This is a genomic window from Paenarthrobacter nitroguajacolicus (assembly GCF_007786235.1).
Taxonomy (GTDB): domain Bacteria; phylum Actinomycetota; class Actinomycetes; order Actinomycetales; family Micrococcaceae; genus Arthrobacter; species Arthrobacter nitroguajacolicus_A.
This window is the reverse complement of the sequence record NZ_VNFK01000007.1, coordinates 160,411-183,904: the sequence shown is the minus strand read 5'-3', so window position 1 is coordinate 183,904 and position 23,494 is coordinate 160,411. Positions and strand designations below refer to the sequence as shown.

Genomic DNA, 23,494 nt, shown 5'->3' with positions numbered 1-23,494 from the left:
CTGGATGTGAGAGAGCGTCTGCTAGCCGGTGTTGCGCAGGCCGGCAGCTACACCGTTGACGGTAATCAGCATGGCGCGCTGGAGCCTCTCGTCAATCTCGGCGCCGGACACCGACTCTTCGCGAACGCGGCGAAGAAGTTCCACCTGCAGGTAGCTGATGGGGTCAAGGTATTGGTCACGGATTTCCAGGGAACGCTTCAGCGTAGGCTGCGCATCCAGCAATTCGGTCTCGCCGGTGAGCCTTTCGATTTCGGCGACAGTGAGTTCGTACTCGTCACGGATCATGTGGAACAACCGGTGCAGTTCTTCCGGGACGAGCGAAGAAACGTAATGTCCCGCAATCTCCATGTCTGTCTTCGCCAGCGTCATTTCCACATTGGAGATCACAGAGCGGAAGAAATGCCAGCGGTCCATCATTTCGACCAACTGATCCGTGCTGCCGGCCTCGCGGGCAGCCTTCAGACCTGACCCCACGCCGAACCAACCGGGGACGATCTGGCGGGACTGGGTCCAGCCGAACACCCACGGGATGGCGCGGAGGCCGCCAAGTCCCGCGCCGGAGTCCGGGCGCTTGGAGGGACGCGATCCGATGTTCAACGATCCCAACTGTTCCACCGGCGTGGAAGCAAGGAAGTAGGCAGGCAGCTCGGGATCGTCGATCAGCCTACGGTAGCGGGCGAACGCGGCGTCCGAGATGGTCTCCATGACGTTGGCGAACCGCTCGCGTTCGTCTTCCGAGGTGCGCGGGGTGCGGTGCAGGGCGGAACCCTGCATGACTGCGGCCAAGGACAGCTCGAGATTCTCGCGGGCAAGCTCAGGGAGCGAGTATTTGTCCGAGATCACTTCGCCCTGTTCGGTGAACTTGATTTCACCTTCGAGAACGCCGTTGGGCTGGGCCATGATGGCGTCATAGGTGGGTCCACCGCCGCGGCCCACTGAACCACCGCGACCATGGAACAGACGGACCCGGACGCCGTGTTTGGCGGCCACATCACGCAGCTTGCGTTGGGTCTTGTGGATCTCCCACTGACTGGTCATCACTCCGGATTCCTTGTTGGAATCGGAGTACCCGAGCATGACCTCTTGGACATCGCCACGGAGACGCACGAGTTCCCTGTACGACGGATCGGACAGCAATTGGTCCACGATTTCAGCCGAGGCGCGCAGTTCTTCCACAGTCTCCAGCAGCGGAGCGAAGCCGATCTTGGCGTGCGGCTTGGCGCCGAAGAGATCAATCAGCCCGGCCTCGCGGGCAAGGACAGCTGCAGCCAAGACGTCGTCGGCGCCTCGGGTCATGGAGATGATGTAGGTCTCCACGACATCGGGCCCATAGGTGTGCAGTGCCTGGCGAATGCTGCGGAAGACGTCGTAGGTCCCGTCTGCAGTGCCCTCGAGCTTGATCGGATGGCCTGAGAGAGGGCGGCGGGAAGCCAGCTCCGCACCGAGGAACTCAAAGCGCTCCTCGCGGGTCAGATCACCGTACGGCTTTTCAGTGCCGAGCCTGTCCACCAACTGCCCAACAGCATCATGGTGGTAGTCAGCGTGCTCACGGATGTCCAGCGTGGCCAAGTGCAGGCCGAACGCAGCGATAGCCCGGCGCACCCGCGCCAGGGCGCCATCCGCCACCAGTCCAGCCGAGTGGTTTCGCAGCGACGCTTCGAGCAGGCCGAACTCTGCCAGCAACTCGGACGTGGTGGCGTAGTCGCGTCCGGGCTGGTGGTACGTCGAGCCGGAAACGCGACGCCCTGTGTTGATGAGCTTGGCCTTGATGCACGTGAGCTTAAGCCTGTAGGGCTCCTGCGCGTTCAGTTCAAGGATGCGCTTGTCCAGCCCCGGAAGGTTCTTGAGGTCTTCGGTGATCGAATCCAGCAACTCCTGATCGGCCCCGAACAGCGCGGTGGAATTGGAGAGAACCGAAATGAGTTCGTCGATCAAAGCAATGCTGATGCGAACAGCGTTCTGGTTCTGGAGTTGCAGGATTTCACGGGTCACGGCCGCAGTGACATTCGGGTTGCCGTCACGGTCGCCACCAATCCACGAGCCGAAGCGAATCGGCGCAGCACTGGCCGGCAGGGCGACGCCGTGCTCGCCGAGGAGTTCTGAGAGGTCGGTGAGCATTTCCGGCATGGCGTCGGTAAGGATGCTGTTCAAGTAGTAGATGGCGTTGCGCGCCTCATCCACGGGAGTGGGCCGGACCTGGCGAAGCTCATCCGTCTGCCACATCTGGTCGATGATCTCGGCAAGCTGGCGGTCTTGGCGACGCCTCGCGGACGTCCCCTCGGCAGTGGGCTCGGCGAGGACATCGGACAGCTTCCGAACCTTATCGAGCACCGAACGACGTGACGCTTCAGTGGGGTGCGCCGTAAAAATGGGGCGTACATCGAGTTCGTTGATGACGTCCTGCAGGACCTGCGGTCCTGCTTGGCCGGCGATCTCGGAAACAGCCTTTGCCAGCCAGCCATCCTTCTCCTGGCGAGTGCGGAGTCCCCGGACGCGGTGCACTTGCTCGGCCGCGTTGCTGAGGTGGAAATAAAAAGCGAAGGCCCGGACCAGGTCCGTCGCCTGGTCAAGTGGCAACGAGGCGAGCAACTCGCGGACCTGGGCAACGACGTCGTGCGCGCTCCAAGGTCCGGTGGCATCCGCGCCGCCGCGGGCGGCTTCCTTCGATTCCTTGGTCAGCAGGCGGACCTGCTCAACGAGTTGGAGCAGCTCCGGACCGTGCTGCCGTACCAGGGACTCGCCCAGCAGAGTGGAAACGCGGCGAACATCGGCTCGCAGTTCGGCGGCAAGATCGGCGGCTTGATGGGCAGTGTGAACCATGGATACATACCTTCGGGATCTGGTTTGGCTCGTACACTGCGCTGGATACTGTGAGCCGGATTACTGATGTTTCCTACGGGATCTTACCCGTACCGAAGTAAACGCAAGCAATACGTCTCAGATTCTGGCGTCACCTTTTGGGATACTTTCGGAAGGACCTGGAAGGATCACCTTCCCGCCCAACAGCTCGTCGCCTGCAGGGCCCGGACCTGCAGAAAGACTTTCGTGCCTCCGCTGCCGCAACTCCTCAAGGGCTGCAGCGGCCTCCAACCTGGTGGGCGCGCCGGTAGCTGGCTCAATCATGGACAAGACGCTGCCCAGTGTGCCCGTGGCACCTTTCGCCGGAACCCCTCGCTGGAGCAGGCGCATACCCGCCCACATCGAACCAAGGATCAGCGCAACACTGACCACCAGAGCAACCACAGCATCGATCCCCATGCGGTCAGGGTACTCCGCAAGAGCGGGCCACCACAGCCTTCCCCGTACCAACTGTTCAGGTGATCGTATGGACTACTTCGCCGATGCTGTGGCCAGCGGGCCGGGACCGAACACGATAACCAGCCTTGTGGACCCGCTGCGCCAATTCAAGAACCCTCACCGGGGTTCCCGGCGGGAACCCGCCGACCTCCCTGACCGCCTCGTTCCTGAAGGCGGCGGTGCCGTCCAGCAGGCGCACAGCACCCACATTCGGATGGTCGAATCCCTCAAGCAGGTGAAGCAAAGTTCCTGAGGCACAGACTGCCTCTGCTTCGACCACCACCAAGATGTCCCCGAGCGCAGCATCCATTCCACGGGCCAAGGCCGCCCCCTCCCCGGCCGGAGCATCGGATAAGAACCGCACCCGATCGTGCTGCTGGGCGAGACCCTGCATAATACGGGCAGTAGAGTCCGTGGAACCGCCGTCCACCAAAACGATCTCCATGCGCAAGTAGCGGCTTGCAAGGACTGACTCCACGCACTGATTGATGACTTCGGCGTGGTTGCAGCCCGGCACAATCACGGATACCAAAGGCCGCTCGTCGATGAGCGAGTACCGAACCTTCGCGGGCATAGCCCGGTTAAACCAGGTGCGCCATCCAGTTCCAGGGAGTTCCGACAGCGTCACGCAGACCGCCCCAACAGCTGGCCATGCAGGTAACGGCCCAGCACGTTGTCCACGAGCTGTGGGGCATGGGCACTGTATGCCCCAAACCGGGCCTCAACCTCCAGCACCACCGGGATGCCGTTCTGCATGCGCCGGATGTCCACGCCAACAGGACCTGTCAGGCCCAAGGAGGATGCGGCGGCTGTGGCCAACCGGCCAACATCCGGCTCTGCTATCCCGTCCAGCTTTCGGATGCTGTAGGAACGACCGCTTCGAGGCATTGGGGGCAACGTCTTTTCCAAGACCACAACCAGATCCCCAGGCTCGGGGGTGGACCCGCCCCGAAGGATCGCGGAAGCATATTCGGTCCCCGATGCAAAGCGCTGCACAATCCATGAATCATCCAGGGTGGCCCAGATGCGCGCGGCCCGGGCCCCGCCGTCGGACGTTCTTTCCAGAAGCCGGATACCACGGCCGTCTCGTGAAATCCGGGGCTTGACCACCAGCGCCCCGCCCAGAGTGTCCATGGCTTCATGCACAGAGCCAAGAACACTCGGCAGCCCGAAAGCCGGAACACTGACCCCGGCGCTCTGAAGGCAGGTCATGGTCAGGTATTTGTCGTTAGCCGTCCGGACAGGGGCCGGTTGAGCGATCACGACATCCACACCCGGCGCGAAATCGTCGCGGGCTTCGGCTGCTAATACCAGTTCCTCGCTGACAGTCGGAATGAGGAATTGAATATCATACTTGGCCACGAGGCCACGCAACTCCCAGAGATATTCGGGGGCACGACAGGGAGAAACGACGGCCACGATATCGGCAACCCCGGGGCGGGTGCGCTGCCTGTCTACTCCCAGGACCCAGTGGCCCTTGGCCATGAGTTGGCGAGCCAATGAGGAACCGGCGGCGCCGCCAACTCCTGTCACCAAAATTCGTGCCATCAGAACCGCCCCACAGGAGTCTGCGCCGGCCTACCCAACGTTGCTTTCATTTCCCCCCTAGGTCCGTGCGCACATCTGCCGTTCGTGCAGCGTCCATGGATGAGTGCACCGATGATGAGCTTCGTGACGCCATCCTGCTCACTGATTCGAGGTGGATACTCGCTGGTTCGGGTCAATAGGTATATGAAAACTTGTTCGGGGCTATGTAGGCGCCGTTCAGGGAATACGTCAGGACACGGACGTCCCGCTTCCGCTTGGAGTCTGTTGTGACGCGGAAGTGAAGATCATCTCGCTGCACCGATTTGGTAGCGCAAATGACAACTTTGTGGCTTTCCACGCTGCATGTCCACCCATCCGGGGCGCTAACGGAATCTTCCACAATCCAAGAGCCCTCCCCAACTGAGAAAACTGCCTTGCCGCCACTCAGGGGTTGGGTGCCGGAAGCTGTGAAGTCCACTTCCACAGTGGTGTCTCCGGAGTCACGGTTGCGGTTCCGCTCCGCCGATGCAGTGATCTCCACCGAACTCGTCCTGGGTGACGCCGCGGAAGGCTCCGGCGTTGGAGTGCGAGCCGGAGGAGCAACCGCAGAAGGAGTGACCAGCGGCTCCGGGAGAACTTCCTGCGCTGGGGGCTCCGGCGCGACAGGCAGTGGAGACTGAAAGGGGGGCGCCGGAGCCGGAATGACTGATGGTGTCGGGGTTGGATCGGCCGGCCCGGGATCCCCTTTCAGCCGCGTGGCCTCCGTCGCCACTGCCGGCTGCTCCATGTAGGCATCCGGAGTCAGGTGGTCCACGATTCCCACGGCCCCCAACACCAACCCAACCCCGGCTGCTGCGATGACGGCCATAACAACCGGCTGCGCAAGGGTTGGAATAGCGATGGCCACCTTGACGGGGACTATCCCGCCGAGAACGCCCAGCCCCGCGCCTTTTCCCGCCCACAGTGCAAGGGGAACGCCAGTCACCAGGGGTAGGAGTACAGCCCTCATGCTTCCCTGAACATCCTTTAGCTCAGCGAGCGCGGACGTGCATTGGGAACAACCCTGCAGGTGCTCACGAACCTTGCGCTCCGCGGCGTTGGAAAGGCCTCCTCGGATGAAGTTGCCCAGCTTCGAGGCGTACTCGGCACATCTGGCATCAGGCTGATCAGCGATGTGGCATTGCAGGTATTGCCGCCTCAGGCCCTCACGTGCGCGGAGAGCGAGCGCCGAAACCGCATTGGGAGAGAGCCCGAGGATTGGCGCCACAACGGCCGGCTTCATCCGTTCAACGTCTAAATACCACAGCACTGCCTGCCAACGTTCCGGCAGGGAGCGGAAAGCTTTGGCCACCGTCCGCGACTCAAAAGCGCTGACGGCGGCGTCCGAATCGGTCAACGTTTGGTCAAGAACAGATTCGTCACCGCTGGGGAGGACCCTGCCAGCCTTGCGATTCCGTTGGTGGGACAACCTCGTGACAGTGGACAGCAGGTAAGCGCGGAAGAAGGTATCCGGCCCCTTGCCCGCGACGAGGCTTTGCAGGACCGACTGGAAGGCCTCGGCCACAACGTCCTCAGCATCACTGGGGTTGTCCACGTTGCGCCGGGCGACGGTGGAGGCAATGGAGAGGTGGCGTTCATAGAGGTCGTCAAATGCGGACATATCCCCGCCGCGGACCAAATCTATAAGGTGACCGTCGCTATCGACGTCCACGTTGCTGCTGCTCGCATGCGACCGCTGTGCCATCTATGGCACCCCCAAACCGTAAAGAAACCTGCCCATGTTAATGAAGTGACTCGGGGCGGCCAGTCGTGACGCGATTTTGTACAGTGTCTTTAGCAACGAATCCCCGGACCAACCACGTCACGAAATGGCCACTCCGCGCACTGTTCGGATATGACATCGTTCCGGACAAATTCATTCGCTGAATGCACGTTCTCGCGGCACCTTCTGCTGCGTAGATGGCAGACCACGAGTTATGAGACAGGTTGGCGGTTCCGCGCCGATTGGTTCCTGCCCGAAGTCCGGACAGTTGTGACGTCACTGGCAACCCGCGCAATGATTCCGGGGGCGACGGCGAAGTCCCTGGGCGCCGCCCGCGCCAGGAATGGCGTCAGCATCAGTGAAACGATGACCGACCTACGAGCCCTGTTCGCCGCCGCAGGGCAAACCCCGGATGTCGATGCCCTCCAGTCGTTGGCAGAAGGGTGGGCAGAAGTCGCGGAAACGGCACCTCCCATCTCTTGCACGGATGTCTACACCGGGCTTGCAACCCAGGCCCACTTCCAGCGTCGGATCCACGAAGTGTCAATGTTTGGGTCGGAGTGCCTTGGGCGGCACGCGCTGGCCGTCATTTCCGTACCCCAACCCCGTGACAGCCGCAGCCATTGCTGGACACTGTTGGCCCGCATGGGGGAAACGGTCCAAGGGCAACTAGGTGGAACCGGCGCAACGGCCATGTACCAAAACTCCGCCATCCATGTTCTGTTCCCCCTCAGCGAGAGCAACCTTTCCCGACTGGTGAAGTGCAAAGCCGCCATGGAAGCTCTGGGCGACGGTGCGCTGAGTCCTGCGCACATGAAGTTTTACCCGCTTTCCGCGGCGGCTGCGTCATTGCCTGCCACCCCTGCAGCAGCGGCCCAAGACTCCTCCTGCGAAACAAAATAGGCCGGACGGCAACCTGATGGCGTCATGAACCCGTTGGTACGAACACTCAACATCCGACGGAACACTTCACCGAGGACGTTAGGGACCATCCATCTCATGAACTACCAGATCCATCTAAAAACCTTGTCGAGGGTGGCCGCGCTCTTGGCCGCTGCCTTGACCCTCCTGGGAGTGTGCATGTGGGCGTTGCCGGCCAAAGCCGCAAACCTGACGGAGGCGGAAATCACCATCAGCACGGAATCAGTGGTGTCGAGTCAATGGGACCAAATGGACCTGACCTGTGAATGGTCCGTCCCGGACAATTCACAACCCGGTGACACTTTCAGCATCCAGCTCCCGTCCGAACTGCGCTGGTTCGGAGCTACTTCTTTCAATCTGGACAACCCCGACGGCGAGACGGTTGCCACGGCGGTGGCAAACGACGCAGGCCTGGTGGTGTTCACCTTGACCGATTTCGTGGTCTCGCATCCGCTCAACGTTGGTGGGACATGTTCATTCAGCACTCAGTACTCATTGGAGCCTGGACCCGGTGAAACGAAGGAACTGACCTTCACGGTGGGATCCAGCGTGGTTCGGGTCCCCGTGGTCATCGAGCCGTGCACCGGAGACTGCGGCCCTGGCGTGCCAACCTCAGCCGGCAAGTCAATGCGATGGATTGATTCCTCCCAGACCGAGCTCGAATCGATATTCTCCATGCCCCCCATGGCCTCGGAAACCAACGACGTTGTGGTTACCGATACTCCCGCACCCGGCCTGGAAATGGACTGCAACAGGGTTACGCCGCGCGTTGGGAAGAACGTGAGCAGCACCGGCAACGTTGTTGAGCCCTATGACAACAACCTGTACCCAGCGACCATCGACTGCACCCCGCAGGAGCTCACTGTCAGCTGGACCGGGCTCCCCGAAGGCGAGCATGTGGAACTCTTTGTCGCAACCAAGGTGACGGACCCATCCTTGGACGTCTACGAGAACAGTGGGACAGTGACCATCGCAGGCAAAGAAAGCCCTGTAGTGGCACAGCTTCGTCGAAATGACGCAGGCGGCACCGGAGATGGCACCACCATGCCCGCGCCCACACCCACCCCCACCACAGCAACCCCCACCCCCACACCCACCCCCACCACAGCAACCCCCACCCCCACACCCACACCCACACCCACACCGACCCCCACACCCACACCCACACCCACACCCACCAGCCCTGTGAATGTGGTGCCCACGGAAATACCGTCGGAACCTACCCAGGCGGATACCTCTGAGCAGCTGGCCAACACCGGCGCCCAGGGATCGGCGTTCATCTTCGTGGCCGCCGCATTCCTGGCCCTCGGGTCCTTGCTGGCGTTCGTTGGTGCTCGTTGGGTGAGGCGACGGTCGTAGTAGGAGGGTCGTACCAGAGGGGCAAAACCACGGCTCGCGCTGGCATGGGTTGGGGGCCAGCGCGAGTCGTTCCACGCCTGCTGACGGACCGGTCCCCCGCCCACGTCCCCAGCCCACGGATTCTGGGAATGCCGAGGTCCAGCGGATAGTTGAGCACAGTGCATAGTTGAGCACGGTGCATAGTTTGAGCACCGTGCATAGATGAGAACAGTGCAAACGCCGCGAACACCAGCCGAGGAGAACCATGAGCTCGCCCACCATCGCCACCGATGCCCAACTCGCCCGATGGGAACGGTTTCGTGCCGGTCGAAATGCCGCGCTCGCCGCTGACCATGGCTGGTTGACGTTGACTTCATTCCAATGGCTGGAAGAAAAACCCTCGGATGTCGAATTTGTTCCGGGTCTCTGGTCTACCGATGGCACAACGGCTTTTCTCTCGGCGAGCGCCGAGGACGGACTCACTTTCGTCGAGACCGGCAACACGGTGGAAGGCACCATAAGCGCAGTGCTGCACGACGAAGAGTCCCTGATGTGGGTGCAATACGGTGGCGCCGATGGCAAACAGGTGGTGGTGGAGCTAGCTATGCGCGCGGATAAGTACGCCATCCGCACACGGGACAACGGATCTCCAGTGCTGACCGAGTTCAGGAGTGTCCCCACGTACGACTACAACCCGGACTGGGTTATCGAGGGCCGGTTCGAGGCCTACGCCGAGCCCCAAGACGTACCCATCGGCACGGCCAACCCCCTGGTGGATGGTGTCCACCGCTCCGTGGGCGAGGTGGTTTTCCGCGTGCCAGGTGTCCGGCATGAGATTCGCCTCCATGCCGAAGAGGAGAAACTGGGTGCGCTCAACGTGACCTTCCACGACGAGACCAACGGCGACACTACCGACGAGTGGCGAAAAGTGTTCATCCCCCGCCCCCGCCCGGATGGATCCGTGGTGATCGACTTCAACCGCACCATCAACTATCCCAGCGCTTTCACGCCGTACGGCACATGCCCTATGCCCGTACGAGGCAATTCCATCGACGTGCGGGTTGAGGCCGGAGAGAAGCTCCCTCAGGACTAGCGCTTGGACACTGGGACGTCAGGCCTAGACGATGGCCGAAACTCCAGTCACTGCACGGCCAACAATGAGCGAGTTGATCTCGTAGGAGCCTTCGTAGGTGAAGATGGCTTCGGCGTCCGCGAAAATCTTGGCGATCCGGTAGTCGGTGACAATTCCGTTCCCGCCAAGAATGGAACGGCCCAGGGCCACCGTCTCCCGCATCCTTGCGCTGCAATACGCCTTGGCGAGCGCCACCTGCGCCATGTCGGCGCCCCCATGACGCACGCCTTGGGCGTCCGAGAAGATGTCTTCCTGTAGTTGCGCGATGCGGACCATCATGCCCATGCTGGCCACCGCGTTGCCGAGCATATCCACCAGGTGTTGCTGAATGAGCTGGAACTTGGCCAAGGGCTTCCCGAATTGAATCCGCTCAACGGCATACTGTCGGGCGACATCGAACGCTGCCAGTTGCTGCCCCACGGCCTGCCAGGCAACCATGATCCTGGAGCCGCGCAGCAGGTGGTTGGTGTCGGCGAAGCTGCTGATGCCGGCGAAACGATCCGCCTCCGAGACCTGGACGTCGGTGAACACGATGTCGGCGTTCTGCACTGTCCGCAGGGCAATCTTGTTCTCAATCCGGGTCCGCGTGATGCCCGGCAAAGAAGCATCCACAATGAAGGCACGCACGGCACCGCCACTTTCGTCCTTCGCCCAGACGAGCATGTAGTCGCAGAACGTCCCGTTGCCGATCCAGCGCTTGGCGCCGTTGATCACCCAGTAGTCACCGCCGTCGGACTCTGCCCGCTCGACCCGACGCGCAGTGGTCTCCATTCCCCCCGCAACATCGGAACCGTGGTTTGGCTCGGTAAGGGCGAAGGCGCCGGTGGTGCGGAGGTTGGAGGCGTCGTCCAGATAGCGGTCCTGTTGCGCATCGCTGCCGAAGTCGTAGAGCGACTCGACGAAGAGATCGTGGTGAACCATGAAGAAGGTGGCGATGGAGGTATCGACGCGTGTCATCTCGGCGATCACCAGGCCAGCGAAGAGGTGCGTGTAGCCACGCTGCGCCGGCGCGCTGAGGCGAAGGGCCGCAAGCTTGGGGAGAATGTGCTCAGGGAATTCGGCCTTCTCCCACCATTGGCCGGCGTACGGCGCGATTTCGGAGGCAAGGAATGCCCGTAGTTCGTTGAGTTTCCGCTGCTCCTGAACGCTGAGCAGCGACTCGAAGTCGAAAAAGTCTGCGGTGGGCAGGTCCGCTATCGACGCCGGGATAGGCCCTGCGGAACCGCCCGGGAGGTGCCCGCCGCTATAGTCGCCCATCATTTGACCCCCATGCGGATGGCACCGTCCAAGCGGATGGTTTCCCCGTTGAGCATTGCGTTCTCCACGATGTGGGCGGCCAGGTTGGCGTACTCGGCTGCACGTCCCAGTCGGGCAGGATGCGGGACCTGCTGGCCCAGCGAATCCTGGGCTGCTTGGGGAAGTCCGGCCATCATGGGTGTTTCAAAGATGCCCGGCGCGATGGTTGCTACCCTGATCAGCGAACGGGCAAATTCGCGCGCCAACGGAAGGGTCATGGCCGCAACGGCGCCCTTGGAAGCGGCGTAGGCGGGCTGCCCGATCTGCCCCTCAAAGGCTGCAACGGACGCGGTGTTGATGATGACCCCGCGCTCGGGTCCACCCAGTTCCGTGGATACCGGCTCGCTGTCCACCATGGCCGCGGCGGCAAGACGGACCACGTTGAAGGTGCCTACAAGGTTGATCTGGATGACCTTGTTGAAGGTCTCAAGGGGCAGCACACCGTCGCGGCCAAGAACCTTCCCCGGCGTCGCGATCCCGGCGCAGTTGACCACGATCCGGAGCGGCCCCAGCGAAACTGCGGCATCGACGGCGGCCTGGACTTGCGCTTCGTTGGTCACGTCCGCGGGTGCAAAGATCGCTCGCGAACCCGAACCGTCGTTGAGCTCCGCCGCATAGTCTTCACCCGCTGACTGCGGCAGATCCACCAGTACCACCGATGCTCCTGCGTCGAACAAGCGCTTCGCGGTGGCAGCCCCCAGCCCCGATGCCCCGCCGGTAACCAGCGCGACCGTGCCCTTGATGTCCATTCATCCTCCTTGATGCAGACTCAAATCCGTTAATGCATGTTAACTGTAATTGTGAGCCAGTGCACCCCGGCAGCCCCGATAGGCTGGTCCCATGCCCGTCCACGAACCTGCCGGCCGCCCGACCTCCACTGCTGACGCGACTGAATGGGCTGAGCGCGCCAACCAAGCAGCCCGCTCCGTGACGCGTAGTTTCGGCCGGCGCCTGTTCTTCCTGCCCGGCACACACATCGGCGCGGTGAGCCTGCCGGGCAAAGCCACCCAGCGCCTCGCCGGCCCGTGGCACTACTGGTGGCAGGCACACTACGTCGATTGCCTGGTGGACGCCGGCCGCCGTGAACTCGCGGGCAAAGCAAAGTTCGACGGCGGCTCCCGCCCCAGCGCGGGCCGGCTCGCTTCGAGGCTGGTCACCACCATCCGCCTGCGCAACCTGTTCCGGTTCGTGAACGATTACTACGACGACATGGCATGGCTCGCGCTCGCCACGCTTCGCTTGGAGAAACTGGCCGAGGAGACCAAGAAACCGGGCCGTCGTCGTAATGCGTATGTGCGCAAGAGCCTGACCCTGCAGTTTGATTCGGCATCCACTGACGACTTCGGCGGAGGAACGTTCTGGAGCACCAAGCGGGACTTCAAGAACACCCCGGCCACTGCCCCCGTGGCCCTTTACTATGCGCGGACTGACCACCGTGAACAGGCGCAATCGCTGGTGAACTGGCTCAACAGCAAGCTCCTCCACCCCGAACGCGGCGTGTATTTGGATGGTCTGCGGATCAGCAACGGCCAGTTGGTGGTTGACGACGCCGTTTACACCTATAACCAAGGCCCCGTGCTGGGCGCGCTGCTGGAACTCGGCGGCGACGACAACCTGCGCCGGGCGGGCCAGCTGGTGGACGCCGTGGCCCGTGAGCTGACGCTTCCAGGCACGCGTGTCGTCCGGGGCGATGGCACCGGCGATGGCGGGCTCTTCACCGGCATCCTGCTCCGCTATCTTGCGTTGGCCGCAAGGGACCAACGGCTCTCCGCGACCACCAGGGAAACAGCCAGGTCCTTGGTCCTCAGCACAGCCGAAGCGTTCTGGGCGGGACGCCACGAAGCAGAGGCTGGAAGTACAGCAGGGGCTGGAAGTAAGGTCCGTCGCGGAGTCCCTGCCGTGGTGTTCTCCTTCGATCCCCTGCGGCCGGCGATGGAAACGTATCCGGTGGGTACCGCCGTCGAACTTTCCACGCAGCTTCAGGCGTGGATGGCGCTGGAAGCTGCGGCGACGCTTGCCCCAACTAACTCGCAGTAGTGGTTGTTATGACGCTTCAAAACAACCACTACTGCCAGTCAGTTGGGTTTCTTGCGCTGCGGGTACGGCGTTTCGTGCCGGGCAAGCATCTCCACGAAGCCGGCGATTTTGCGCGCCCGCGTCTCGGCACGCTTGACCCCGTTGGTGCGGTGGATGAGTGCGAAGCGGTTCTGGGAGGTCAGGACGTCGAACATGGCCTGGGCTTCGGGGACGGCAGCTATGGCCGCGGCGAGGTCGTCCGGAACGACGGAGTCGGCGGGGCCGGCGTAAGCAGCCTCCCAGCGGCCATCGGCTTTGGCGGCCTCGACGGCGGCACGCCCGGCGTCGGTCATCTTGCCTTCGGATTCCAGCCGGGCGATATGCCCCACGTTCCGCACGGACCAGATGCTCTTGCGGCCCCGCGGCGTCATCCGCTGGAAGTAGCTTTCGGCGTCGCGGCTTCTCGCTTGGCCGTCGATCCAGCCGAAACACAGGGCTTCGTCCAAGGCGGCGTCATAGTCCAGCTCCGTGACGTTCCCGCCCTTTTTATGCAGGATCAGCCACACTCCAGGACTGTCGGCAGCGTGTTCGGCCAACCACGCGCGCCACGCGGGCCCGTCGTGGATAAGAAGTTCCTCAAGCTCAATGGGCATGGCCCCATTCTGCTGTGAACAGGCACTGCAGGGAAACAACCATCACGGCCTAGGCTGAAACGTAGAAGCCCTGCCACACCCCAGGAGGACCAATGTTGCGAGCCCGCCCCCTACATTTCACGTCACGCATGGAGCAATGGACCGAGGTGCTCACCGCCCTGGGCCTGGTCAAGGTGGTGGATCAGGGCGACTGGCGGGAGTTCGACGCCGGATCCGGTCGCCTCGCGCTGCATGCCGCAGCGCACGGTTCCCCGGAGGATGGGACAACGGTGTTTGGCGTGGAGGTGGGGATCTTGGAGGAGTTCGCCCGCCGGACTCGGGAAGATGGCACGCAGGCGGACGTCACCGAAGCGTCCCACGGAACCACGGTCCAAGTGACCGCCAAGGACGGTTTCCAGTTCCTCGCCGATCAAGCCCACGCAGCGGAAGACGGCACGTGGGCTACCTCGCATCGAGCCGACCCGGTCCTCATGGTGGTGGCCACCTGGGTGAGTCCCGACGTCGACGGTTCCGCCCGGGAGCTCCGTAACATCGGTGCCCGGCCGCGGACCTCGGACGACGAATCAGCCACCTTCAGCACCAAGAACGGCGGCATCCTGCGCGTGATCCACGGCGCCGTTGCCAGGTCCGGGGACCTGGCTTTGGAGTACGACGGCGAGTTGGAACCCGTGCTGAGACGGCTCACCGGAGCGAAAATTGAGGCGCGGATCAGCGAGGCCGTCCTGTACGTCGCTAATCCTGATGCAGCGGGTGGGGCGGCGCCGGCGTCGATTGTGGTGGAGAAGGCCCCCGCACAACAGACACCGGCCAACCCGGGAAGCTAGTCTTCCAGCGCCCCGTCACATAGACGGGCAACCACCTCGGTGAGCATGGTGAGCCCGGCGACGATGTCTTCGTCCTTGGTGTATTCGTGCTCGTTGTGGGAGATGCCATCCACGCTGGGTACAAAGAGCATCACAGTGGGGACCAGGTCCTTCATGTTGGTGGAGTCGTGCCCGGCGAGGGTCATGACTTCCTTGTTGGACAGCCCCAGGTCGGCGGCGACCTTGGCCGCGAGTTCCACCCCTTCCGGCTGGTACGGCGTGACGGCCCAGGAATGTGAGTGGTTCTTTTCAACGGACACGTTGGCGAGCCGTTCGATCTCCGTGATGCGGGCGTGCAGCAGTGCATCGGCCTCGGCCAGGACTGCTTCGTCGGCGCTGCGCAGATCCAGCAGCAGGTTCACGCGGGAAGGGACCACCACGGGTGAGTTGGGGTACACGTTGAGCTGCCCCACCGAGGTGTGCAGGACGCCCGGGAAGCGGTCGGCGAGTTCACGTGCCGCGACCACCAGCATCGAGGCGCCGAGGAGGGCGTCCTTGCGGTCAGCGATCACCGTGGACCCGGTGTGTGCCTGCTCGCCGTGGACCACGAACTCATACTTGTTCGCTGCCCAGTTGGAGCTGACCAGGCCGATGGTAACGCCCTCACGCTCCAAGCTGCGTCCCTGCTCGATGTGGATTTCGGCGCAGTAGGCCGCCTCCGGCCCTTCAAACGTTCCGCGGCAACCGATCGCGTCCAGCGCGTCCCGCACGGAAATTCCGGCGGCGTCCTTGGTGTCGAGCGCATCCTCCAGGTCCAGTTTGCCGGTGTACACGGACGAGCCCATCATGGACGGCTTGAAGCGGCTGCCTTCTTCGTTGAACCAGTTGACGACGGCGAGGTTGAACGTGGGTGCCGTGGCGCCGGCTTCCCAGCGCGCTGCCAGGCGGAACGCGGCGTGGGCAGCGGCGAGGACGCCGTACGCGCCGTCGTATCGTCCCGCCGTCGGCTGTGAATCCATGTGGGAGCCGACCACCACGAAGGGCGCACCGGGCACGGCCTCGTAGAGGCCCCACTGGTTGCCTGCGTGGTCGAACTTCACCGTGAAGCCGTGCTCCTCGAGGAGGCCCGAGAGCCAGCGGCGCTGTTCGCCGTCGGGAATGGTGGCGGCCTGGCGGTCCACGCCTCCGTTTTCGGTGGCACCGAAGGCGCTCATGGTGTGGAAGTCCTGCACGAAGGCGGTGTCCTGGGCGGTGAAACGTGTGGTGGTTGTCATGGTCTCCCCTATGAGCTCTGTGTCGCTGAAACACGGCCCGCGAACGGACTTTCTTTGGAAAGTTCAGCGTTGAAGTCGGTTGATTGATGGGTGAAACGGCCTCCGACGGCGGTGGCCAGGACCCGCAGTTGGCTGATGGCCGGTACGGTCAGCGGTGAGGCGGACAGGACAACGAAATCGGCGAGCTTGCCCGGTGACAGCGTGCCCTTCTCCGCAAGGGATCCGGTGGCTGCGGCGGCCGCGCTGGTGTACGCGGCAAGTGCCTGCTGCGGGGTGAGGCGCTCGTCCGGGTTGCCAAAGACGGCCCCGGACTCCGTCTTGCGGTCAACAAAAGCTTGCATGCCGCGGAGGACGTTCCCGTCCGCGACGGGCCGGTCCGAGCTTCCCGCGAGCACCACTCCTGCTTCCAGGAAGCTGGCTGCCCGGTACGCCCACGGCAGGCGGTCCGGTCCGAGGGAAGCGGTCATGCCGTCCCCACCGTCCCGGAAGAAGCTTGCCTGGGGTGTCACGGCGATGCCGGCGTCCGCAAGCCTGGCGAGTTGATCGGGGCGCGTCATGGAGGCGTGTTCGATCCTGTTGGGCACCCGACGCGGCCCGTACACAGCTTGGCAGTCCGTGATGATGTCCACGGCGAGGTCGATGGCCCGGTCCCCGATGGCGTGCGCCGCGATGGACCACCCGGCGGCGTAGGCGGCCTCAATGCGTTCCCGCAGTTGGGCGGGGTCTGCTTGGAAGTAGCCAATGTTGCCGCGGTTGTCCTTGTGCCCGTGACTGCAGAACTCGTGGCTCACGGCCGCGGTTTCGCCAAGTAGCGAGCCGTCAAGGAAGACCTTCGCGGGACCAAGGGACAGGTACTCGTTTCCGAAACCGCTGGTGATGCCAAGGTCCAGCCCGGCCGGGGCCGCGCCAACACTGTCGGAGGCATGCCCGTTGAGTCCGTGCAGCACGTCCAGCACCGGCATCACCTGTGCCCGGGCGTGGAGCCGTCCGTGCGCCGCGGCGCCTTGGTAGGCGGCGAGCTCGGCCGGGCTGTGCCCGATCCACCCGCCACCCACGCCGGCCTCGGTGAAGCTCGTGATGCCTTCGGACGCGTAGTACAGCGTTGCCCGTTCGAGGGCGGCCTCGATGTCCTCCAGCGAATACGGCAGGATCAGCTGCTGGATCAGTTCCTGGGCCGTCTCCTGGACGAGTCCCGTGGGACGTCCAGCTGCATCGCGGACGATCGCTCCGCCGTCGGGATCGGGGAACGACGGCGACTCGGCACCTGCCAGCCGCAACGCGGCTGTGTTGACCACAGCCATGTGCCCGGAGTTGTGCCGCATGAACAGCGGCCGCTCCCCCGTGATGCGGTCCAGCTCGGCGATGTCCGGGAAGGAACCGCCGTGCTGGGTCTGGCTGAAGCCGGTGGCGAAAAGCCACGCCCCGCGGTCGGCCCCGCCGCGAGTCACAGCACCGCGGAGAAGCCCATACAGCTCCTCCAGACCGCGGGCGCCGGAGACGTCCAGTTCCGCCAGGCCCAGCCCGAACCACGTGGTGTGGCAATGGGCGTCGATGAAGCCTGGCGTTACCGTGGCGCCGCCGAGGTCCAAAACCTCACGGGCATCCAGCCCGGCGACGTCCTCGTCGAGGCCCACGATGCGCCCTTGCCAGATGCCCAGCGAACTGGCCACCGGGCGCGACGGGTCCATGGTGATGATGCCTGCGTTCCGCAGGAGGAGATCGAGTTTCATGTCAGGTTCTAGCGGTGCGAAGTGGTGACGGACTTGATGCGCGTGTAGTCCTCGAGGCCGTACACGGAGAGATCCTTGCCGGTTCCGGAGTGCTTGAATCCGCCGTGGGGCGCTTCGGCCGGAATCACCTGGTGGCAGTTGATCCATACGGCACCGAAATCGAGCTCGTTGGACACGCGGGTCACCACACCGTGATTCTCGGACCACACGCTGGATGCCAGGGCGTACTTGGTGCCGTTGGCCAGTTCAATGGCTTCGTCCTCGGTGGCGAACGGCTGGACCGTCAGCACGGGGCCGAAGATTTCATCGCACACCACTTCGTCCGTCTGGAACACGCCATCGATGACCGTCGGCTCGAAGTGGAAGCCCGTGCCAGTGCGCTTGCCACCGGACAGGACACGGGCGTTGGCAGGCAGCCGGGACATGAAGCCCTCCACGCGCTCCAACTGGGCAGCGCTGTTGAGCGGACCAAGGTCGGCATCGTCGCCCCCTACCTTCAGGGCGGAAGCGGCGTCGGCCAGAGCCGCCGCGAACTCGGTGTGGATGTCCTGGTGGACCAGCACCCGGGTCACCGCCGTGCAGTCCTGCCCGGCATTGAAGAAGGCAGCAAGGGCGATTTCGCCCGCGGTCCGCCGGATGTCGACGTCGGCAAACACCACGGCGGGCGCTTTGCCACCGAGCTCCAAATGGACGTCCTTCAGGGTCTTGGAAGCCGCCGACATGACCTGGGCACCGGCCCGGGTGGAACCGGTGATGGAAACCATCTCCGGGATGTCGTGCTCCACCATCGCAGCGCCGGCTTCCCGACCACCGCAGACCACGTTCACCACGCCGGCCGGGTACACCTGCTGGGCCAGTTCCCCCAGGACCACGGTGGACCAGGGTGTGGTGTCGGCGGGCTTGAGGACCAGGGTGTTGCCCGCTGCGAGGGCGGGACCGATCTTCCAGATGGCCATCATGAACGGGTAGTTCCACGGCGTGATCTGGGCGACCACCCCAATGGGTTCCCGCCGGATGGTGGATGAGAAGCCCTCAACGTACTCTGTCTGGGCCGTGCCGGAAACAACCCGGCAGGCCCCGGCGAAGAAACGCAGTTGGTCCGCGCCGCGCAGGATTTCGAGCTCCTTGGTAAGGGCTGCTGGCTTGCCCGTGCAGGCAACCTCTGCCTCGAGGAGACGATCGGCATTCGCCTCAATGAGGTCCGCCAACTGCAACAGCAGCGACTGGCGCGTTCCCGGCGTCGTGCGCTTGTAACTCTTGAAAGCCGCGGCGGCGGCTTGGAAGGCGGAGTCGACGGCGGCGGCGCCACTGTCCGGCGCCGTGCCGATTTGCTGGCCCGTGGCGGGGTCGAAGAACGGCAGGCTGGCCGCGTCGTCCACGGACTCGCCGTTGATGATGTTCTGAAGCTGGATCACGGTGAGGCTCCGGTCAGTTTGTTGAAGTCTTGGGGGAACGCGTGGTGGGGTCCTGCGGCAAATGCAAGAGGGCCGGGAGGCCGGAATCGACGGCGCGGCGGAACGCGGCAGCGAAGTCTTCCGTGCGGTCCACGCGCTCGCCGTAGCCGCCGTAGGAGCGGGCGAGTGCCGCGAAGTCCGGGTTGGTCATGTGCGTGCCGGACGGTCGGTCCGGGTAGTGCGCTTCCTGATGTTCGCGGATGGTGGCGAAAATGCCGTTGTCCACTACCAGGACGATGAACTTGGCGCCGTAGCCCATAGCCGTGGCGATCTCCTGGCCGTTCATCATGAAGCAGCCATCACCGGCCACGGAAATGACCTGCCGGCCGGGGTATGCCAGCGACGCCGCTACGGCCGCCGGGATGCCCATGCCCATGGCCCCGTTACGCGGAGCGGCCAGGGAGTTGGCGGAGTTGTGGTCCAGGTAACGAGCGGGCCAGATCGCATGGTTTCCGGCACCGAACGTCAGGACGGTGTCGGGGTCCATTTCCTTCTTGAGGACCTCCATGGCGACACCCAAGTCGACGCCAATGCCGCCGTCGGGCCGCGGCGTGGAGAACGTGAGCTGATCGGCGCGGGCGCTGGCGAACCAGCCGTCCTCGCGCTCGCCGGCCGCAGGAAATGAAGCCAGCACAGCGGCGAAGGCGCTGACGTCCGCGATGATGTGCTGGTCCACGCGGCCGAAGTGGCCCAGGAGGTTGGCATCGGCGTTGACTATTACGGTCTCGGCGTCGAGCCCGCGCTTGTAGCCGTCGGACAGGACGTCGCCGCGGACGCAGCCAACAAAGATCAGCAAATCGGCGTCGTCCAGGCGCTGGGCGTTGGCGTCGCTGCGGCCGTAGCCCAGATAGCCGGCGTAGGCGTCGCTGCGGTGCGGGACGGCGTCGTAAGCGCGGAAGTCGGCCACCACCGGGACGCTGTTGCGGCTCGCCCACGCGGCCAGCTGCTCGCCGGACTCCTGCGTCCAGCCTTCACCGCCGACGACGACCAGCGGCTTGCGCGCCTTCTCCAACTTTTGGGTGAGGCCGGAGAGGTCGGCCGCGGCGGGCTCGGGACGGGCAACCGTACGAGGTTCCACAGTGGCGTCCTCAACGACGTGCACCAGAACATCCTCCGGCAGGCCGATCACCACGGGTCCGGGGCGTCCGCTGAGGGCGGTGAAGATCGCGTCGTCCACCACGCGGGCGGCGGAAGCGGCGTCGTCGAGGGTCACTACCTTCTTGGCTGTGCTGCCGAACCAAGCATTGATGTCGAACTCCTGGAACGACTCGCGGCCACGATCAGCCACCGGGATCAGGCCGACGAACAGGATCAGCGGTGTGGCGTCCTGGTGGGCGGTATGGATGGCAATGAAGGCATTGGCAGCACCCGGACCACGGGTCACCATGGCGATGCCAGGAAGCTCGGTCAGGCGGCCTTCGGCCAGTGCCATGAACCCGGCACCGCCCTCCTGCCGGGCCACCACGTTCCGGATCGGCGAGCCGTGCAGTCCGTCAAGGACGTCCAGGAAGCTCTCGCCCGGCACGGTGTAGACGCGTTGGACGCCTGCCCGTTCGAGTTGGCCAACAATCAGGTGGCCGGCGGTGGTTGTGCTCAATGCTTCATTCCTTCTTCTTCGATGGAAAGGGCGGGGAGGAACAGGCCGGAGAGCGCAGTCAGTGCGGACACGACCAGGAGGATGATCGCTCCAGGCCAGAAGGAGTTGTTGGCGGCTACCAGGGCGGTGGCGATCAGCGGCACGAAGCCTGAGATGACGCCTGCAGTGTTGGAGGTGATGGCGACGCCGGTGTAGCGGACCTTCGTGGCGAACAGCGCAGTCAGCGCGGTTCCGGAGACGGCGTAAGGGATGGAGAGGACAGCGACGCCGATCATCATGGCGAGGACAACCAGGACGGGGTTGCGGCTGTCGATGGCCAGGAAGACGGGGATCGCAATGATGGCCGAGGCCACGCCGCCCCACAGGATGACCTTGCTGGCGCCGTACTTCTCGCCCAGGCGGCCTGCCCAGATCAGTGCGGCGATCTCAAGTGCCGCAGCAAGCAGGGTGCCCAGGAGCAGGAGTTCAGAGGGCAACTTCAGGACCTTGGTGCCGTAGAAGACCACGAAGCTGGTGATGAGGTAGAAGCCACCAATGCCGAGCAACGCCGAGCACATGCCCACCAGGATTTGCCGCCAGCTGTTCTTCAGCACGCCGCGGATGGGAGCGTGCTCCGTCTCGCCGGATTCCATCAGGGCTTCGAATTCGGGGGATTCGCTGAGGCGGCTGCGGATCCACAGCGAGATGGCCAGCAACGGGATGGCGGCGATGAACGGGATGCGCCAGCCCCAAGCGTCAAAGTTGGTCTGTCCTACCAGGAACAGCATGCCGAAGAAGCCACCGGAGGAGAGGATGGTGCCGATCGGGGAACCGATCTGCGGCAGGGCGGCGTAGCGTGCGCGCTTTTCCACCGGAGCATTCTCGACGGCGATGATCACCGCGCCGCTCCACTCACCGCCGACGGCGAGTCCCTGGACGATGCGCAGCGCCACCAGGAGGATGGGGGCGGCCAAGCCGATGGTCATGTAGTTCGGCAGCAAGCCGATGAGACCGGTGACAATGCCGATGCCCACGATGGTGACCATGAGGATCTTCTTGCGGCCCACCTTGTCTCCGAGGGCGCCGAAGATGAAGCCACCGATCGGTCGGGCCACGAAGCCTACCGCGAGTGTTGCGAAGGATCCCATGGCCGCCACGAAGGGGTCCTGGGAGACGAAGAACTGTGCGTTGAACACCAGCGCAGCGGCTGTGGTGAAAAGGAAGAAGTCGTACCATTCCAGCGCAGTGCCCACCAGGGCGGCCAGGGCCACCTTCTTGGTAACGCTTTCATCGACGACGCGTACTGCCGTGGGACTGGTGTCCGTGGCTCCGCTGACCGTGCTTGCCATTGTTGCTCCATGAGTGCGAACGGGACCGGACGTTGGGGGTGCCCGGGCAAATTTGTGTGACTCAATCCATAGTGCCAGTAGTTTTTCCCAAAATGACTAGCAATCCACCACGGAATCATGGCGCTAGAATGTGTGAATGCACAATTCTGATACCTCGGGGCATGCTGTTCGGTGGACTGAGCTGGTGGATCAGCTCGAGGGCAGGCTGGACACCCTGGCGCAGGCCTTCACCACGAGGGTCCGTGAGATCCCCGAATACGGCGAAAGCCAAGTGACGGTCCTGGAAATCCAGGAGACAGCACGGGAGACTTTTCGGCGCCTGATCAGCGGCCTCAGGAATGGCCGCATCGACAGCCGCGATGGCCTGCTGGACTTCGCTTCCGACCTCGGGTCCAAGCGCGCCCGGGCCGGTATCCCACCGGAGTCGCTGACCTCCGCCGTGCGCTTGGACTTCAGCATCCTGTGGGCCGAACTGCTGGAGATCGCCCACACCGAAGATGCCGCCCTGCTGGCCACCAGGGTGGACCAGGTGTGGAGCGTCGTGGACGAATTCGCCACCCGCACCCACACGAGCTATCTGACCGAGCGGGTCAGGATGGCCCAGGAAGAGTCGAGCATCCAACGCGAGTTCATCGCCCGCCTGTTCAACCAGAGCAGCCCATCGTTGGAAACCTCCGCGCAAGTGGCTTCCGCGTTAGGCATCAACCCGGAGTCGCGGTTCGCCCTGGTGGCAGCCAGCGGCGAACCCGGTGCACGGCTGCGGGCAGCCACGTCCCAGTTCGGATCGGGGCAGCACACCCGGCAGCGGTTGTTCCTGCACGAATCCGGCGGCAACACCTACGTCTTCTGGGCGCTCCCTGCGGCACGGACGCGAGGACCTGAACCCCGAGGCGAGGCTCACAGCCCGGAAGCCGACAGCCAGCAGCTGCCACCCGGCGTCGTGAATGTCCCGTGCGGGTACGTGCCCGAAGTCCTGGGCCTGCGCGCCCTACCGGGGGCTGCTCGAACCGCCGAAAGCCTGGCTGCCCTGCTCCGCCCCCGGGACACCGGCCCCCTCTCCGCCGATTCCGCCTGGGCGCGGCTGGCCCAGCAGAACCTGCAAGACGCCGGGCTGGACCTCGCCGCAGAACTCGAGGAGGCCTTGGCTGACTGCCGGGGCGGCGAGCGCGAACGCTTGCTGGAAACAGTCCGGAACTACCTCAGCACGGGCAACATCACCGTCACCTCCGAGCAACTCTTCTGCCACCGCAACACCATCCTCAACCGCCTCAACCGGTTCCAGGAGCTGACGGGGATAGACCTTGCCGTTCCCGCAAAGACGGCCCGGCTGGTGGTGGCGTGGGCCTAACACTTTCGCGGCCGCGTT

19 protein-coding genes are annotated in these 23,494 nt (G+C 64.0%); 6 read left to right on the top strand and 13 right to left on the bottom strand.

The features are described 5' to 3' along the window. Window positions 1–21 precede the first annotated feature (21 nt). The 5 genes from ppc to FQP90_RS23765 all read right to left on the bottom strand — a co-directional run bounded on the left by ppc (window position 22) and on the right by FQP90_RS23765 (window position 6,568). Window positions 22–2,820 carry a phosphoenolpyruvate carboxylase gene (gene ppc / locus FQP90_RS11655; protein WP_144650344.1) on the bottom strand — a complete coding sequence of 933 codons (2,799 nt, stop codon included), beginning with the start codon at window positions 2,818–2,820 and terminating at the stop codon, window positions 22–24. A gap of 117 nt (window positions 2,821–2,937) precedes the next feature. Continuing rightward, window positions 2,938–3,258 (bottom strand): hypothetical protein, encoded by a 321-nt coding sequence (locus tag FQP90_RS11650; RefSeq protein ID WP_144650342.1) that lies wholly within the window; start codon window positions 3,256–3,258, stop codon window positions 2,938–2,940. Window positions 3,259–3,313: 55 nt separating this feature from the next. Next, window positions 3,314–3,871, bottom strand: coding sequence for a glycosyltransferase (locus FQP90_RS11645; RefSeq protein WP_144650341.1), 558 nt, complete (start codon window positions 3,869–3,871; stop codon window positions 3,314–3,316). 50 nt (window positions 3,872–3,921) lie between these two features. Next, a complete protein-coding gene (locus FQP90_RS11640; protein WP_144650340.1) occupies window positions 3,922–4,845 on the bottom strand; it encodes an ATP-grasp domain-containing protein in 924 nt (307 codons plus the stop codon). 172 nt (window positions 4,846–5,017) lie between these two features. Further along, complete coding sequence (locus tag FQP90_RS23765; RefSeq protein WP_280115966.1) at window positions 5,018–6,568, bottom strand: sigma-70 family RNA polymerase sigma factor; 1,551 nt, start codon at window positions 6,566–6,568, stop codon at window positions 5,018–5,020. 150 nt (window positions 6,569–6,718) lie between these two features. On the opposite strand from FQP90_RS23765, the gene FQP90_RS11630 reads away from it, so the two are divergent. From FQP90_RS11630 to FQP90_RS11620, 3 genes are all read left to right on the top strand, one after another. Beyond that, on the top strand, window positions 6,719–7,489 hold the full coding sequence (locus FQP90_RS11630) for a hypothetical protein (RefSeq protein WP_144650338.1): 771 nt from the start codon (window positions 6,719–6,721) through the stop codon (window positions 7,487–7,489). 96 nt (window positions 7,490–7,585) lie between these two features. Beyond that, window positions 7,586–8,866, top strand: coding sequence for an Ig-like domain-containing protein (locus FQP90_RS23290; RefSeq protein WP_167510461.1), 1,281 nt, complete (start codon window positions 7,586–7,588; stop codon window positions 8,864–8,866). Between the two features lie 244 nt (window positions 8,867–9,110). Then, window positions 9,111–9,938: a DUF1684 domain-containing protein gene (locus FQP90_RS11620; RefSeq protein WP_144650334.1), complete on the top strand. Its 828-nt coding sequence runs from the start codon at window positions 9,111–9,113 to the stop codon at window positions 9,936–9,938. 24 nt (window positions 9,939–9,962) lie between these two features. Here FQP90_RS11620 and FQP90_RS11615 read toward each other — a convergent pair whose 3' ends face one another. Together FQP90_RS11615 and FQP90_RS11610 are read right to left on the bottom strand one after the other, a co-directional pair. Beyond that, on the bottom strand, window positions 9,963–11,234 hold the full coding sequence (locus tag FQP90_RS11615; RefSeq protein WP_144650414.1) for an acyl-CoA dehydrogenase family protein: 1,272 nt from the start codon (window positions 11,232–11,234) through the stop codon (window positions 9,963–9,965). Beyond that, window positions 11,234–12,022, bottom strand: coding sequence for an SDR family NAD(P)-dependent oxidoreductase (locus FQP90_RS11610; protein WP_144650332.1), 789 nt, complete (start codon window positions 12,020–12,022; stop codon window positions 11,234–11,236). Before FQP90_RS11610 ends, FQP90_RS11615 begins: the two co-directional genes overlap by 1 nt. 91 nt (window positions 12,023–12,113) lie before the next feature. Here FQP90_RS11610 and FQP90_RS11605 point away from each other — a divergent pair, with 91 nt between their 5' ends. Continuing rightward, the gene (locus FQP90_RS11605) at window positions 12,114–13,310 is read left to right on the top strand and encodes a glycoside hydrolase family 76 protein (protein ID WP_144650330.1); all 1,197 of its coding nucleotides are present in this window, start codon (window positions 12,114–12,116) and stop codon (window positions 13,308–13,310) included. Window positions 13,311–13,348: 38 nt separating this feature from the next. Here the strand turns inward: FQP90_RS11605 and FQP90_RS11600 are convergent, their stop codons facing one another. After that, a complete protein-coding gene (locus tag FQP90_RS11600) occupies window positions 13,349–13,942 on the bottom strand; it encodes a YdeI/OmpD-associated family protein (protein WP_144650328.1) in 594 nt (197 codons plus the stop codon). A 128-nt stretch (window positions 13,943–14,070) separates the two neighbouring features. On the opposite strand from FQP90_RS11600, the gene FQP90_RS11595 reads away from it, so the two are divergent. Beyond that, on the top strand, window positions 14,071–14,766 hold the full coding sequence (locus tag FQP90_RS11595) for a hypothetical protein (RefSeq protein WP_306439406.1): 696 nt from the start codon (window positions 14,071–14,073) through the stop codon (window positions 14,764–14,766). Here FQP90_RS11595 and FQP90_RS11590 read toward each other — a convergent pair. Genes FQP90_RS11590 through FQP90_RS11570 form a run of 5 tightly spaced genes read right to left on the bottom strand, consistent with a single transcriptional unit; the run spans window position 14,763 to window position 22,128 of the window. Then, the gene (locus tag FQP90_RS11590) at window positions 14,763–16,019 is read right to left on the bottom strand and encodes a M20 family metallo-hydrolase (protein WP_144650324.1); all 1,257 of its coding nucleotides are present in this window, start codon (window positions 16,017–16,019) and stop codon (window positions 14,763–14,765) included. The genes FQP90_RS11595 and FQP90_RS11590 overlap by 4 nt on opposite strands. A gap of 8 nt (window positions 16,020–16,027) precedes the next feature. Then, the gene (locus FQP90_RS11585) at window positions 16,028–17,749 is read right to left on the bottom strand and encodes an amidohydrolase (RefSeq protein ID WP_144650322.1); all 1,722 of its coding nucleotides are present in this window, start codon (window positions 17,747–17,749) and stop codon (window positions 16,028–16,030) included. Window positions 17,750–17,757: 8 nt separating this feature from the next. Continuing rightward, the gene (locus tag FQP90_RS11580) at window positions 17,758–19,164 is read right to left on the bottom strand and encodes a gamma-aminobutyraldehyde dehydrogenase (RefSeq protein ID WP_144650320.1); all 1,407 of its coding nucleotides are present in this window, start codon (window positions 19,162–19,164) and stop codon (window positions 17,758–17,760) included. A gap of 13 nt (window positions 19,165–19,177) precedes the next feature. Beyond that, window positions 19,178–20,800 carry a thiamine pyrophosphate-dependent enzyme gene (locus FQP90_RS11575; RefSeq protein WP_144650318.1) on the bottom strand — a complete coding sequence of 541 codons (1,623 nt, stop codon included), beginning with the start codon at window positions 20,798–20,800 and terminating at the stop codon, window positions 19,178–19,180. Further along, on the bottom strand, window positions 20,797–22,128 hold the full coding sequence (locus FQP90_RS11570) for an MFS transporter (protein WP_144650316.1): 1,332 nt from the start codon (window positions 22,126–22,128) through the stop codon (window positions 20,797–20,799). Before FQP90_RS11570 ends, FQP90_RS11575 begins: the two co-directional genes overlap by 4 nt. 136 nt (window positions 22,129–22,264) lie before the next feature. On the opposite strand from FQP90_RS11570, the gene FQP90_RS11565 reads away from it, so the two are divergent. Further along, window positions 22,265–23,476, top strand: coding sequence for a PucR family transcriptional regulator (locus tag FQP90_RS11565; protein ID WP_144650314.1), 1,212 nt, complete (start codon window positions 22,265–22,267; stop codon window positions 23,474–23,476). Window positions 23,477–23,494: the final 18 nt, after the last annotated feature.

Coding starts and splice junctions, on each gene's coding strand:
- FQP90_RS11610 (WP_144650332.1), bottom strand. CDS start 12,022: ATGGACATCAAGGGCACGGTCGCGCTGGTTACCGGCGGGGCATCGGGG.
- FQP90_RS23765 (WP_280115966.1), bottom strand. CDS start 6,568: ATGGCACAGCGGTCGCATGCGAGCAGCAGCAACGTGGACGTCGATAGC.
- FQP90_RS11565 (WP_144650314.1), top strand. CDS start 22,265: ATGCACAATTCTGATACCTCGGGGCATGCTGTTCGGTGGACTGAGCTG.
- FQP90_RS11640 (WP_144650340.1), bottom strand. CDS start 4,845: ATGGCACGAATTTTGGTGACAGGAGTTGGCGGCGCCGCCGGTTCCTCA.
- FQP90_RS11645 (WP_144650341.1), bottom strand. CDS start 3,871: ATGCCCGCGAAGGTTCGGTACTCGCTCATCGACGAGCGGCCTTTGGTA.
- FQP90_RS23290 (WP_167510461.1), top strand. CDS start 7,586: ATGAACTACCAGATCCATCTAAAAACCTTGTCGAGGGTGGCCGCGCTC.
- FQP90_RS11585 (WP_144650322.1), bottom strand. CDS start 17,749: ATGAAACTCGATCTCCTCCTGCGGAACGCAGGCATCATCACCATGGAC.
- FQP90_RS11650 (WP_144650342.1), bottom strand. CDS start 3,258: ATGGGGATCGATGCTGTGGTTGCTCTGGTGGTCAGTGTTGCGCTGATC.
- FQP90_RS11570 (WP_144650316.1), bottom strand. CDS start 22,128: ATGGCAAGCACGGTCAGCGGAGCCACGGACACCAGTCCCACGGCAGTA.
- FQP90_RS11595 (WP_306439406.1), top strand. CDS start 14,071: ATGGAGCAATGGACCGAGGTGCTCACCGCCCTGGGCCTGGTCAAGGTG.
- FQP90_RS11615 (WP_144650414.1), bottom strand. CDS start 11,234: ATGGGCGACTATAGCGGCGGGCACCTCCCGGGCGGTTCCGCAGGGCCT.
- FQP90_RS11620 (WP_144650334.1), top strand. CDS start 9,111: ATGAGCTCGCCCACCATCGCCACCGATGCCCAACTCGCCCGATGGGAA.
- FQP90_RS11590 (WP_144650324.1), bottom strand. CDS start 16,019: ATGACAACCACCACACGTTTCACCGCCCAGGACACCGCCTTCGTGCAG.
- FQP90_RS11630 (WP_144650338.1), top strand. CDS start 6,719: ATGACATCGTTCCGGACAAATTCATTCGCTGAATGCACGTTCTCGCGG.
- ppc (WP_144650344.1), bottom strand. CDS start 2,820: ATGGTTCACACTGCCCATCAAGCCGCCGATCTTGCCGCCGAACTGCGA.
- FQP90_RS11605 (WP_144650330.1), top strand. CDS start 12,114: ATGCCCGTCCACGAACCTGCCGGCCGCCCGACCTCCACTGCTGACGCG.
- FQP90_RS11600 (WP_144650328.1), bottom strand. CDS start 13,942: ATGCCCATTGAGCTTGAGGAACTTCTTATCCACGACGGGCCCGCGTGG.